Source organism: Pseudomonas sp. AC016 (assembly GCF_979253365.1).
In genome coordinates this window covers 4,156,715-4,169,867 of sequence record NZ_CEEDCC010000001.1, presented here as the reverse complement: position 1 = coordinate 4,169,867, position 13,153 = coordinate 4,156,715, and the positions used below count along the sequence as shown (strand labels likewise).

Below are 13,153 nucleotides of genomic sequence, written 5' to 3'. Positions count from 1 at the left end.
ATCGACCGCAGCAACTGGATGAGCGACATCACGTCGCTCAACGCGCAGCTGACCAAGTTACGGGTAACACGCCTGCAATACATGGTGGCCGATGGCGATGAAAAGGTCGCCGAAACCGTTCAGGTCTCGCTGGACGGCTTCAAGGCCTATCAGGAAAAGCTGCTGACCTCGTTCAAGAGCCCCGCGAACGTGCAAATGCTCCAGCAGCTGGGTGTGGTGATCGCTGATTATCAGAAATCCCTGAACAACATGCGCAGCGGCTACAAAACCAGCATCGCATTGCGCAAGGATCTGACGGTTCATGCCACCAAGGCCACCGAAATGCTGGACCGGATTCTGGCCGACGTGAAGAAGCTGGACGCCACCGATGAAAGCCGTTTCGACCAGTACGAGCTGATTGTCGGTGCCAAGGAAGATCTGATGCAGGCGCGCTATGAAGTCCGCGGTTACCTGACGGACATCTCGCCGGAAAACGAGCAGTCTGCCGCAGGCAAGCTGGATGACGCGATCAAGAACCTCGATCAGTTGAAAGCAACATTCGGCGCTACCCATGCCGACGCGCTCAAGCAACTGGAAACGTCCCTGATGGCCTATCGCACCACCTTGCAGAACTTCAAGACGTCCAGCGGCGACATCGCCCAGGCGCGTAAGGAAATGACCGTACAAGGACAGGACATCGTCAAGCTCAGCGAGGCCATGTATCAGCTGCAACTGGATCGTCGCGACGTGGAAAGCGCTCAGGCCCGCAACATGCAGATCGGCTGCACACTGCTGGCGATGATTCTGGGCATCATTGCCGCTGTGATCATCACGCGTCAGATCACCCGTCCTCTGCAGGAAACCATGGCGGTGGTCGACCGGATCGCGTCGGGCGACCTGTCGCAGACCATGGTTGTGACCCGCCGTGACGAACTGGGCGTGCTGCAACAGGGCATCCAGCGCATGGGCACAACCCTGCGCGAGCTGATCGGCGGTATCCGCGACAGCGTGGTGCAGATCGCCAGCGCCGCCGAGGAATTGTCGGCCGTGACCGAACAGACCAGCGCCGGTGTGAACAGCCAGAAAGTCGAAACCGATCAGGTGGCGACAGCCATGCACGAAATGTCGGCCACGGTCGCCGAAGTGGCGCGTAACGCCGAACAGGCTTCCGAAGCGGCGTCGACCGCCGACAAGGAAGCGCGTGCAGGTGATCAGGTGGTGAGTGAAGCCATCGGCCAGATCGAAAAACTGGCCGCCGAAGTGGTGCGTTCCTCTGACGCCATGACGTTGCTGGAGCAGGAAAGCGACAAGATCGGCAAGGTGATGGACGTGATCAAGGCGGTCGCCGAGCAGACCAACCTGCTGGCACTCAACGCCGCCATCGAAGCCGCGCGTGCCGGTGAAGCAGGACGTGGTTTCGCAGTGGTGGCGGACGAGGTGCGTGGCCTTGCGCAACGCACTCAGCAGTCCACCGAGGAAATCGAGAATCTGGTCGCCGCGCTGCAGAATGGTACACGCCAGGTGTCCAGCATCATGCTCAGCAGCCGTGATCTGACGGTCAGCAGCGTGCAGCTCAGCCGCAAGGCCGGCACCTCGCTGAACAGCATCACGCAGACGGTTTCCAACATTCAGGCGATGAACCAGCAGATCGCGGCAGCCGCCGAAGAGCAGAGTGCAGTGGCCGAGGAAATCAGCCGCAGCATCATCAACGTTCGCGACGTGTCCGAGCAGACCGCTTCGGCCAGTGAAGAAACCGCCGCCTCCAGCGTCGAACTCGCACGCCTGGGCGGACAACTGCAGACGATGGTCAGCCACTTCAAGATTTGAGGAAAGTTGCAAGTTCAATCAAGCCCGGTTTAGCCGGGCTTGATTTTTTCCGGATCAGAATTTTATGCGTAGCATTCATTAACGCGATAACCGCTCAATATAATCAACCACCGCAATATGATCGGCCTTCCTTTTCCCCGCCTCCAAAAAAGCACGGTAATAATCGCTGACCATCAACTGATCGATATCCTGCCGGATCTTCTTCTGTATCGAATAAGGAATATCAGGTCCTTCATGGTGGATGGCATAAGCGCTTTCGAGCACGTCTATCAAGCGGGATCGAAACTTGTCCAGACCCCGTCCGCTGGCCACTCGTTTGTAGGTCGAAAGAAAGAACGTTTCACCACGGCCCGGTCCCGGGCGGGTCACGTAGGCCACGGCGCACAGGCCGACCCCGCTGCGCTTGCGCCAGTGCACGGCCGCGTGCTCGTTGAGCTGCAGCACGTCCTCGCGCCGCCAGGCGTGGCCGCTGTGGATCAGGTGAATGATGGCTGCGTTCAGCGCCCGGCGGGTGCCGCTGTAACGCAAATCCGGAAAACGTGCGTAGACCTGCACCTGTTTGTTCTTCAGGACACGGACGATCCAGACACGACCGCGAGCCTCTCGGGTAATGCCGCGTGGAACGCTATAGGTGACAGCTTCGACAGTTTTGTCGTAACACCTCAGACCTGAAATATCGATTTCAGACGATGTGTTCATGGGTAGCTTCGACTTGAAGTTTAAAAATCTGACGCAGGAAGCCTGATAAACCGAGCCGGCAACAACCGACCTGCGCTGTTATATAAATGGACACTGTTCCATCGATGAACGAATCAAACAGTGTTCAATTCTTTAACACTGCTCAGCTCTGGAACTTCGTCGCGCACTGTACTTAACTGTAGTCCATCAGCCGTACCCGCTAATGCTTCCTGAACAGTCAGGTTCATTTCATGATGGCGAATACGATCACCCTTGATGCATTGAAGGTTGCCGTAGTCATTCCTTGCTTCAACGTAAGAAAGCATATAAACGACGTCATTAACGGTATTGGCAAGGAAGTCGATCGCATCTACGTAGTCGACGACTGCTGCCCCGAGCGTTCCGGCAAGGAGGTCGAGCAGCACTGCCGCGACGCACGTGTGGTCATTTTGTTCAACACCGCCAATCTGGGTGTGGGCGGCGCGGTGATGGCTGGTTACGCCGCTGCACTGGCCGACGGCATGGACATCATCGTCAAGCTCGACGGTGACGGCCAGATGGATCCGGCCCTGATTCCTGCGTTCGTCGCCCCGATCACCACCGGCGAAGCGGATTACACCAAGGGCAATCGCTTCTTCAACCTCGAAGAAATCAGCCGCATGCCGGGACTGCGCATCGCTGGCAACGCGACCCTTTCGCTGCTCAATAAGCTCTCTTCCGGGTACTGGGACCTATTCGACCCGACCAATGGCTACACCGCCATTCATCGAGACGTTGCCCGTCAGTTACCGATGAGCAAGATCAGCCAGCGTTACTTCTTCGAGAGCGACATGCTGTTCCGTCTGGGCACCCTGCGCGCCGTGGTGGTGGACATCCCGATGCACGCCCTCTACGGCGACGAGGTCAGCAACCTCAAGGTTTCCCGCGTTCTTGGCGAGTTCATGGCCAAGCATGCCCGCAATCTGTTCAAGCGCCTGTTCTACAACTACTACCTGCGGGATATGTCACTGGCGTCGTTCGAACTGCCTCTGGGCATGTTGCTGTTGATATTCGGCAGCGTATTCGGTGCGTTTCACTGGGTGCATGCCTGGCAGACCGGCGTCGCCAATTCGGCAGGGACCGTGATGGTCTCGGCGCTGCCCGTTCTGGTCGGTATCCAGCTGATTCTGGCCTTCATCGGACATGACGTTCAGGCGGTGCCCAGACGCCCCATTCACCTCCAGACCCGGTACCTGAACAGTGGCGCCTGATCGGGCGGTGTACCTGGCAGCCCTGCTCTGCGTGCTGGGGATTTCCATCGGGCAAATTCTGTTCAAGGTCACTGCGCGGACCTATGACAGAAGCGGCGACCTGCTCGACCCGGTCATGCTGACCTGGTTCTTTCTGTCCCTGGCGCTCTACGGCATCACCACCCTGGGCTGGATCTGGGTGTTGCAGAAAGCCGATCTGGGAAGAATCTATCCGCTTATGGCGCTGGCCTTCGTGCTGGTGCCGATCGGCAGTCATTTCATCTTCGGCGAACGCTTCCACGTTCAGTACTTCGTTGGCGTGATCACCATCATGGTCGGCATCGTGATCACGGCCTCCTCGTGATCGCTCATGCCCTACACGCAAGGACCGGCCCTTGATCAAGTTCATCATTCTGACTGCGTTGCTGGGTGTGGCGATCAGTTTCGTTCGCACCGCCTGGATCACCCGGACGATCAGCGCCAGACTGAAGATAGGCATGAGCGAGCCGACTTCCTTCAGTCTCTGCGTGGTGCTTGTCTTCCTGCTGTTCACGGCACTGGGGCTTACCGGTTCGTCCTTGAACCTCGGGCTGCGTAACACGCCGTTCGTGGATGCCGACATGACACGCATCCGGGGCCACGAGCGCCCGATTCGCAGTGACGAATGGCTGGTGCTGACGCCCATGGCCATCGCCCAGCACAACCATACGCCGCGTTATCCGGTGCTCAACACGTCGCTGGGCCTGGACGGACAGAACATGCTGGTTGTCGGTATGGCTGGGGTGCCTGTAGCGCACGTGTCGGCACTGGCCAAACCGGCGACGTGGGGATTCTTTGTTTTCGACCTGAAACGGGCGCTGGCCTGGTACTGGTGGTTTCCAGCATTCGGCTGTTTTCTGGCGCTGGCGCACCTGTTGAACGCGCTGTCGCCGGGCCGCTGGCGACAGGGTTTTCTGTTTGCCCTGCTGTTTGTCGCTGCGCCTTATGCGGTGGCCTGGTCGTTCTGGCCAGCGTATGCCGTGTTCTTTCCCTGCGTCGCGTCGTTATGCCTGCTGAAAATTCTCAGCGCGCGCAGCACCTGGCTCCTGTTGCCAATCGGTGTGCTCACCGGACTTGCGCTCGCAGGTTTTGTGTTGCTGCTGTATCCACCCTGGCAGGTCTCGGTGGGCTACGTGTTCATCGCGCTGCTGGCAGGTCTGGTCTGGCGCGACCGGTTGTACCGGGGCATCAGACTCGAGCATCTCCTGGCCATTCTGCTGGCCATTCTGCTGGCAGTGCTGATCGCAGGCATCGTGCTCATCAGTTGGTGGCTGAGCGCGCAGGACGCCATCCACGCCATGATGCGCACGGTGTACCCGGGCCAGCGTCATATCGAAGTGGGCGGCGATATACCGTGGCGCATGCTGCTCAAGGGTTTTACCAACCTCGTCGCGTTGCAATACGCTGAAAACACTTCGGTGAATCAGAGCGAGATCGCCTCATTCCCGTATTACCTGTTGCCGCTGGCCGCACTGTTTTTCATGCGGGCCAGACAAGGCGGGCTGACTGCCGTCGAGGCCGCGCTGGCGGTCATGGCGGGCCTGATTCTGATTTATATGCTGATCGGCATCGGCACTACGCTGTCCACGTTTTCGCTGTGGTCGTACGTGACGGCAAAACGCGCGGATCTGGCATTGGGTTTGACCAGCATCCTGCTGACGCATCTGATGATCGCTCCCGCACGCCCGCTGTCCGTCAGGCACGAAAGCCAGGCTTTTATCGCATGGAGCGTTGCGCTGATCTGGACGGCGCTGGTGTATGACAGTTTCCGGGCAATCGAAGGTTCCGCCTTGTCGGCCTCTGGCACCTCAATCACCCTGGGCCTGATGCTGATAGTCCTCGCCAGCAGCTATTTCATGCTCACCCGGCAAAGCGCAGCCTTCCTTGGGCTCAATCTGGGCTTGTCGCTGGCAGCAACGCTAGGCTTCCACCCTCTGTCGATAGCCCCGACCAACGTGAGCGCCAGCACCAGCGAACCGGCCTTGCCCGTCCTGACGCTGGGTTCGCAGATCCCGGCGATGATGCTCGCCGCGTCAGGCCGACAGGTGGTCAACGGTATTTTCTATTACCCGCAGCCCACGCTGTGGAAACGACTGGACCCGGACGGTTTGCAGGTTGAACGCTACAACCGTTATCAACACCTGATCTTCCTCAGCCGCCCATCCGTCGGTCACGATGCTCAAATCGAGGTGCCGCAGCCTGATGTGGTGAATGTGCTGGTCAGCACTCGACATCTGGACTTCACACGAACCGGCGCCGGACTCGTTGTCGCACCCGACAGCGACAAACCACAACTGAGCCTCAACCCGACGCTGTCACTGCAACACAGCGAAAAAGGCTGGTCATGGTTCAGGGTCCACGCCGCGCCCTGAACCCTCTAGTCAGAAGCACGCGGAGGCCAGGCCAGCCCGAAATCAATGTCGTCCAGCGTCAGGTTGGGGTTGTAGGCATAGTCGCTTTTGATCTTCGGCCAGCGCCGGGCCATGTAAGCCACTTCATCATTGAAGCGTTCCTGTTTTTCCGGCGAGTCCTCGAAACCACGGGTCGCCGACTCGTAGTGGTACAACTCGGCATACGGCGTCCAGACGTTGACGTACCCGGCCTCCTGAACCCGCAGGCAGAAGTCGACATCGTTGAACGCTATTTTCAGGTTGACCTCGTCAAGCCCGCCGACCTGCTCGAACACTTTTTTCCTGATCACCAGACAGGCAGCCGTCACCGCAGAAAACTCCTGAATCAGCACGGCACGGGCGAAATAGCCGTATTGGCCTCGGGGCAAAAACTTGTGCGCATGGTTGGCGATGCCGCCGATACCGAGAACTACCCCGCCATGCTGCAGGCGATCATCGGGAAACCACAGCCGCGCGCCGACGGCCCCGACGCCTGGCTGCAACGTCAGCGAGACCATCTCATCCAGCCAGTCCGGTGAAATGACCTCGATATCGTTGTTGATCAGCCCGACCAATTCACCGCGCGCCTGGCTGACCGCCCGATTGTTCAAGGCTGAATAATTGAACGGCCCGTCGTCCCGCAGAACGCGGATATCGGGCTGCTGATCGATCTGGGCAAAATACGCCAGCGACTCGGCTTCGTCCGAGCCGTTATCGATCACGATGATTTCATAATGCGGATAGGTGGTCAGGCGCTGGATGCTGTCGATGCATTGCTTGAGCAAGGCCCACGCATTGCGGGTCGGGATGATGAGGCTCACCAAGGGTGCGGGCTCTGGCAGCGAGTAATGCACCCGATACATGCCAAAGGGCAACAACTCCACCTCACCTTTTCGTCCCGTGCGATGCAAATGATCGTTCAATGCTTTCACAGCGGCATGGACCGCGTATGGCTTCTCATCCGACGCCACAGCCGTGCTGCCTGCATGGATACGCCAGTGATAAAGCACACGGGGAATATGGATGATCTGCGCGGGGCTCAGTTTTTCCGTGCAGCGCAACGCCAGATCGTAATCCTGCGAACCTTCGAACCCTTCCCTGAAGCGGCCCACACGATTGACCAGATCGCGCTGATAGACGCCCAGGTGAGAGATCATGTTCTGTGAACGGAACAGAAAGGCATTCCAATCGGATTTGAAATACGGGGCACTTCGGGCTCCCTGCTGATCGATCTTGTCTTCGTCCGAATAGATCACCCCGGCATCCGGGTTGTGGACGATGGCGCGAGCCACCCAGTACAAGGCGTGCTCCGGCAGCAGGTCATCATGGTCCATCAGCGCGACATAGCGCCCGCTGGCAAGGTCCAGAGCGCAATTGCTGGCCGCGGAGATGTGACCGTTTTCGCTGCGCAGCATGATTTTGATCTGTGCGCTCTGACGCTGCACTTTCCTGAGAAAGTCGCGTACGGCGGGTTGCCGGGAAGCGTCGTCGGCAATGCACAGTTCCCAGTGCGGATAGACCTGCTGCCTGACGCTGTCGATGGCCTCACGGAGCATATCCAGCGGCGGATCGAAGACCGGCATGATGACCGAGATCAGCGGAGGATTTTCCCAGTTACCGATCTCTTCCAGCATGGCGTTACGAGCGCTGTCATTCAGCGTGTCGTAGCGTTTGATCCACGCCGCGTAATCATGACGGTCAGGTGCATCGTTTTCAGGTGCCGCAGCGTGACCCACGGTATTGAACCAGCGCACGCGCTCGATGAGACCACGCACACCGTGCTCGCGCAGTACCGTGGTGGCGCGCCGTGTGGTGGCCTTCAACCCGCCGCCCCGGCGAATCAGCGCAGGCAGGCGCCGCGAGGCTATGACCAAACGATGTGTGCTCAACACGGTATGCCGAATCGGCGCAGCCAGCCTGCGGCTGTAGGAATTTTCCAACTCATGGATGCGCAGATTCAGTTGATGAATGCGCGTGTCCTTTTCACGCTGCAACTCGAGCATCGCATTCTGCAGCTGCCTGATCAGGTCCTCACGCTCGCGCAGGTCATGACCATTTTCATTCAGCAACCGCTCGACGGTCTGAATCGTGCCGATCTCGCCCTCGATAACATGCCGTTCGATCAGTTGCGTGGCGCTGTCCAGTTCACTCACCCGCCGCGTCAGGGCCTGAATCTGATCGGACAGGGGCTGCACGGCCGTGCGCAACGAGGTCTCGTGCTGCTGGCTCCAGTTGAGTCCCTGACTGATGCGGCGGGCAATGACTTCATCGGTGTACAGCACCAGATCGAGGGTCAGCACCAGCTCACGAATGTCGTGACGTTGCGACAGGTCGACGGGCAGTTGCAGATACGGATCATCGTCAAGGCTGACGAACAGCAGAGAAGATCCGGTGCGCTCCACCTCTTGCAGACCTGATACCAAAGGCAGCGCTGCGATCTGGCCATCCCACTGCCAGATCACTGTCTGTTCCTTTTCAAGCCGCAGGTTGTCCAGCGAAAACGTCATGCGCCGGTCGACCGGATCGAGCCGCAATGATCGAGGTCGGGTTTCAATGCTGCTCAGCGAAAACCGCAGACGCTGGTGACCGGGCAGCACTTCAAGGTTAAGGGCTGCCTCCTCTTTAAAGTTGCCCGCGTCATCGCTGTAATACAGCCGGGCCTGAATTTTGGGAGCGGTCGGCGACACCCGCTGATTGATGATCCGGTCCGCCTCCCAGTTGAGAAAACGGCTCGCCTCAAGGTCGGTCACGAAAGCCTGAAAATGCGCTTCCTGTTCGATGAAACCGTCCAGTTGCGCCAGGGTGATTTCCAGCCCTGCGTGAAACAGTGTTTCGGTGACGAACTGCCTGCGCGTCAGTGGCATCACGCTGCTGCAGAACGGCGAGGCACTGGCGATCAGCAGCAACAGCGCGCGTATCAACAGATGTCCCAGTTCGATACCCGCAGCGGCCTCCCATTCAATGTCGATCAGTGTGGGCCGGTCGTCCGCCTCGAGAATTATGTTCTGCGGTACGGCATCGATGAGTACGCCAGGCAGCCGTTCATCCAGACGCTGCAATGGCAAATCGTGGCCCTGCCCGGCCAGCAGATCCCTTAACGCCTGACAATAGCGCGCCACAAACGCACCGAACTGTCTGACGGTCCAGTTGGGCGTGCTGGCGATGTCGAGAAACTGTTGGCTGAGCACGCTGCCGCGTCGATAGGGATCGACACGCGAGAGCACATGGCGAAAGTCCTTGTGGGGCGCACCGTCCGAGCGCAACGGCTCATGCCGCACTTCGATGTCGTCCGGTGTTTCGATGAACAGGGTTTGCTTGCAGTAGCCGGGCTTGCGGCTGACGTTGTAATGCCCCGCCAGCAGGTTCGGCATGGCCAGCGGCGTCAGCGAACAGGACGCGGCAATCAGAAACGAATTGGCCAGATCCATGCCCAGCCCGTTGTCGACCACCACGGGCCAGGCACGCTCCAGATTGAACAACGTGGCTCCCGGCAGTTGTGGGTCCTTGCGTACGTTCTGCCAAAGCAACGCGGCGGCATCGAAGTCCGGGTGCTCAAAGCCACGCTGGGTGACGATGGAATTGGGCAGTTTGTAATCAGGGGCGGGAAACAGAAATTCCGAACGGCTGAAACCGGCCCGCTCAAGAAGGTGGGTCAACCGCTTGCGTCCGAATGTCTGCGGGCCATGGGGCGGATATCGCCCCTCGACGCCAGCCATGGGAACGGCCAGATGATCCTCTGGCGCGCCCGCGAAGTATTTCAGCCCCAACTGGTTTTCAATCGCCAGCAGCAGGATGCCGTCGGGCTCCAGCAGTTCGCGAACCCTGACCAGCATGTCCAGCGCCGGATCATCGCCCTGATTGAACAGGCTGGCATATTCGAGCACGCCAATCAGGGTGATGACGTCGAAGCGTTGCGGTGGCTGGAACTGCTCGAACCGCTCGGCAATCACCGTGACATTGTCCAGATCACGGGTGCGGCTGGCCGCGATCCGGGCCCGGCGCAGGCTGCCTTCAAGGCTCAGCACCGTAGCGCCGCACTCGCCCAGATACCGGCTGATCGCCCCGCAACCGGCGCCAATTTCCAGCACCCTGCCCGTCAGGCAATGCTCGAAGGGACGCAGCAGATTGCCCCGCGCACGGCCCAGGTGATAAAGCGACACCCAGTCGGTGCAGTGCTGACCCAGTTCGGTTGAAAGCACGCTCAGGTCTTGCGCCTGGCGCACGATGTCGGCCAGACGTTCTTCATGCTCGTCGCCATCGCTGTAAGCCAGCCCTTCGTAATCGGGACGTGCCCACACGCCCGTACGCCGGTCCAGCCTGTACCCGCTCTGCTCAAGGTGACTCATTGTGCTGTTCCTGATCGAAGTCCATGGTGAGGGCCAGGTCGACCAGTCCGAACAGCGTGGGGGTCGGGGCCACGACAATGTGAATGGCGTCGTAGCGACGATCGTGGGGAACGATCTCTTCGCCCTCGCGAGAGGCAACGCCCAGAGAAATGAAGTAATCGCCTGCTGACAGCCGGTTCCTGAAACTCAGACACGCCCTGAGCTGCGAACCCGGCTCGTAGAGTTGCCGACTGGCGGCGCACTCCAGCAGCCAGGAATTGCTGCCATAGACCGTGACGCCCTCCTTGGTCTTGACCGTGAAGCCCAGCACCGGATGGCTGATGAGCCGGTTGAAACGGATGGCCACCTGCAACAGCACCTCGGCACCCGGCTCGATACCGAGCGGAAACTCCCGCCCTTCCACGGACAGGTGAAAGTCCATCAGCATCGCCGCACCATCGCCCCAACGGTACTCATGCGGATTGAAACCGGGGCGCGACTCGAAGGCATCCTGCTCGAAGTTCAATACCGGTCTCTGGACGCTTAGAGCGGGCTGCCGAACGGGAGACTCGTTTGTCACAGGGCTCGGCGATGCCTGTGTCATCTGGCGATTGCGGCCGAACAGAATGTCCATGTAGCGATTGACGACAGCACGCGGCGCGCCGCTCGTTTCCACCCGGCCCCCCTCCAGCAGAATCGCCCGGTTGCAATGGGTGACCACCTGTTCGCTGGCATGCGTGACCAACAGGATGCTGGTGCCGTTCTGCTTGAGCTGTCGCAACCGCTCGAAGCATTTGGCCTGAAATTTTGCGTCGCCGACCGACAGCGCCTCGTCGACGATCAGGATCTGCGGATCGACCTGCGCCTGCACGGCGAACGCCAGACGCACCGCCATGCCACTGGAATAGGTCTTGACCGGCTGATCGATGAAGTCACCAATGTCGGCAAACCCGGCAATGGCGTCGAAGCGCTGATCGACTTCGTCGCGGCTCAGCCCCAGTACCGAAGCGTTCAGGTAAACGTTCTCCCGACCGGTGAATTCGGGGTTGAAGCCAGATCCAAGCTCCAGCAATGCCGCGACACGCCCCTGGGTATGAACCGAGCCGCCGGATGGCCGCAGGGTGCCGCAGATGATTTGCAGCAGCGTCGATTTGCCTGAGCCGTTGCGACCGACCAGCCCGACGGTTTCTCCGCGCCGCACTTCGAAATCGACATTGCGCAGCGCCCAGAACGCCTGCCCGTAGCTCTTCACCGGCATGCCAAGCCGACGCTGCAGTCGCGGCACAAGCGAGTGCAGGACTCGATCCATGGGCCGGTCGTAGCTGTAATAGCATTTGGAAATATCACGGACGCTGATCGCGATTTCGTCAGAGGACATCGGCGAACCCCCTGCGGGCTTTCTGAAAGAAGCCGAAGCCTGCCGCCGCGATTGCAGAGGCGATCAGCATCGCCAGGGCCAGGCTTTGCCAGTCCGGCCAGTTTCCGAACAGCAGCACGTTGCGGCTTTCTTCAATGATGTAGGTCAGCGGGTTGAGCTTCAGCCAGGGTTGGTAGACCTGAGGCAATGCCGCCACCGGATACAGCACCGGCGAGAGGAACAGCAACACGGTGGTCAGCACGCCAATGACCTGACCCACGTCGCGCAGGTACACGCCCAGCGCGGCCAGCAACCAGCTGAAGCCCAGGGTCGCGATGGCCAGCGGCAGCAGCACCAGCGGAAACAGGAACGCCGTCCAGTAGAGGGTTTGGGTCAGAATGAACTGCGCCAGCAGCAGTACGACAAGGCTGGTGCCCGCATGAAAAATGGCCGAGCCCAGCGTCACGACGGGCAGCACCTCCAGGGGAAACACCACTTTCTTCACGAAATTGCCGTTGCTCATGATCAGCGACGGCGCGCGGTTCGCACATTCGGCGAACAGTCCATGCACGATCATCCCCACGAACAACAGAATGGCAAACCCGCCCTTGCCGGTGTCCTGCCCGACCCAACGGGCCTGGAAGACTTCGGAGAACACAAAGGTGTACACCGCAAGCATCAGCACCGGGTTGAAAAACGACCAGGCGATACCGATCACCGAACCGCGATAACGGCCAATGACTTCGCGCCGGGTCATAGTGATGATCAATTGTCGGTGACGCCACAGGCTGCGCAGCAGATCCAGAGGACCGGCAGCCGGCGCCAGATGAGCGCTCAACATGATGGCTCCTGCATGTCGGGAGAGGATCAAGGCAACGGGGAATTCAGATCGCCACGAGCATGGCTACCGCCCCTGAGACAGACTCAGAGGCGTGAAACGCAACGAAGGGGCCGAGGCGTCGGAAGGGCTCGCGCAGACAGTGCTGCGAGGGCATTTCCGAAAATCAGTGTGGCAGCCAATACGCGGGACATACGTGTCGGGCGATGAATGGTTGCAGGTGTTTCGATGGGTTTACAGCTCGGATCGCCCGCAAGCCGCTTCTTATCAAACAACCTGTAACTCATTGAAGAAAAACGATTTGTGGGAGGCGCCACCACGTCTTCGACGTAGCGCTGTCGCGCAGCAAACACGGCCCGTAGGAGCGCGCTTGCCCGCGATTGCGTCAGTTCAGTCGCTGATTTTCTGTCTGTAAGATCCTATCGTCGGATTGCCGCCCAGACCAAGCGCGCTCCTACAAAAAAATCGCGTTTCTTCAGTAAGTTACAGGT

At 59.5% G+C, this 13,153-nt stretch carries 8 protein-coding genes and 1 pseudogene; 5 read left to right on the top strand and 4 right to left on the bottom strand.

All coding sequences use genetic code 11. From position 1 onward, the window contains the following. Positions 1–18: 18 nt before the first annotated feature. Both AC0IXS_RS18740 and AC0IXS_RS18735 read left to right on the top strand, forming a co-directional pair. A pseudogene (locus AC0IXS_RS18740) lies at positions 19–903 on the top strand (methyl-accepting chemotaxis protein); the annotation flags it as partial. Continuing rightward, positions 889–1,806 (top strand): methyl-accepting chemotaxis protein, encoded by a 918-nt coding sequence (locus tag AC0IXS_RS18735; protein WP_370454372.1) that lies wholly within the window; start codon positions 889–891, stop codon positions 1,804–1,806. The pseudogene AC0IXS_RS18740 and the gene AC0IXS_RS18735, both read left to right, overlap by 15 nt. Before the next feature lie 78 nt (positions 1,807–1,884). Here AC0IXS_RS18735 and AC0IXS_RS18730 read toward each other — a convergent pair whose 3' ends face one another. Then, entirely contained in the window at positions 1,885–2,505 is a 621-nt protein-coding gene (locus AC0IXS_RS18730; protein WP_137202809.1) for a hypothetical protein, read from the bottom strand. A gap of 230 nt (positions 2,506–2,735) precedes the next feature. Between AC0IXS_RS18730 and AC0IXS_RS18725 the strand changes: the two genes are divergently transcribed. Genes AC0IXS_RS18725 through AC0IXS_RS18715 form a run of 3 tightly spaced genes read left to right on the top strand, consistent with a single transcriptional unit; the run spans position 2,736 to position 6,124 of the window. Continuing rightward, positions 2,736–3,734: a glycosyltransferase family 2 protein gene (locus AC0IXS_RS18725; protein ID WP_217663965.1), complete on the top strand. Its 999-nt coding sequence runs from the start codon at positions 2,736–2,738 to the stop codon at positions 3,732–3,734. After that, entirely contained in the window at positions 3,724–4,077 is a 354-nt protein-coding gene (locus tag AC0IXS_RS18720) for a DMT family transporter (protein WP_004883318.1), read from the top strand. Before AC0IXS_RS18725 ends, AC0IXS_RS18720 begins: the two co-directional genes overlap by 11 nt. Positions 4,078–4,108: 31 nt before the next feature. After that, complete coding sequence (locus tag AC0IXS_RS18715; RefSeq protein ID WP_471825414.1) at positions 4,109–6,124, top strand: DUF7657 domain-containing protein; 2,016 nt, start codon at positions 4,109–4,111, stop codon at positions 6,122–6,124. Between the two features lie 5 nt (positions 6,125–6,129). Here AC0IXS_RS18715 and AC0IXS_RS18710 read toward each other — a convergent pair whose 3' ends face one another. Genes AC0IXS_RS18710 through AC0IXS_RS18700 form a run of 3 tightly spaced genes read right to left on the bottom strand, consistent with a single transcriptional unit; the run spans position 6,130 to position 12,665 of the window. After that, positions 6,130–10,488, bottom strand: coding sequence for a glycosyltransferase (locus tag AC0IXS_RS18710; RefSeq protein ID WP_471825412.1), 4,359 nt, complete (start codon positions 10,486–10,488; stop codon positions 6,130–6,132). Further along, complete coding sequence (locus AC0IXS_RS18705; RefSeq protein WP_471825410.1) at positions 10,475–11,845, bottom strand: ABC transporter ATP-binding protein; 1,371 nt, start codon at positions 11,843–11,845, stop codon at positions 10,475–10,477. The genes AC0IXS_RS18710 and AC0IXS_RS18705 overlap by 14 nt, the downstream gene beginning before the upstream one ends. Next, positions 11,835–12,665: an ABC transporter permease gene (locus AC0IXS_RS18700; protein ID WP_412778840.1), complete on the bottom strand. Its 831-nt coding sequence runs from the start codon at positions 12,663–12,665 to the stop codon at positions 11,835–11,837. The genes AC0IXS_RS18705 and AC0IXS_RS18700 overlap by 11 nt, the downstream gene beginning before the upstream one ends. Positions 12,666–13,153: the final 488 nt, after the last annotated feature.

Coding starts and splice junctions, on each gene's coding strand:
- AC0IXS_RS18705 (WP_471825410.1), bottom strand. CDS start 11,845: ATGTCCTCTGACGAAATCGCGATCAGCGTCCGTGATATTTCCAAATGC.
- AC0IXS_RS18710 (WP_471825412.1), bottom strand. CDS start 10,488: ATGAGTCACCTTGAGCAGAGCGGGTACAGGCTGGACCGGCGTACGGGC.
- AC0IXS_RS18735 (WP_370454372.1), top strand. CDS start 889: ATGGTTGTGACCCGCCGTGACGAACTGGGCGTGCTGCAACAGGGCATC.
- AC0IXS_RS18730 (WP_137202809.1), bottom strand. CDS start 2,505: ATGAACACATCGTCTGAAATCGATATTTCAGGTCTGAGGTGTTACGAC.
- AC0IXS_RS18725 (WP_217663965.1), top strand. CDS start 2,736: ATGATGGCGAATACGATCACCCTTGATGCATTGAAGGTTGCCGTAGTC.
- AC0IXS_RS18700 (WP_412778840.1), bottom strand. CDS start 12,665: ATGTTGAGCGCTCATCTGGCGCCGGCTGCCGGTCCTCTGGATCTGCTG.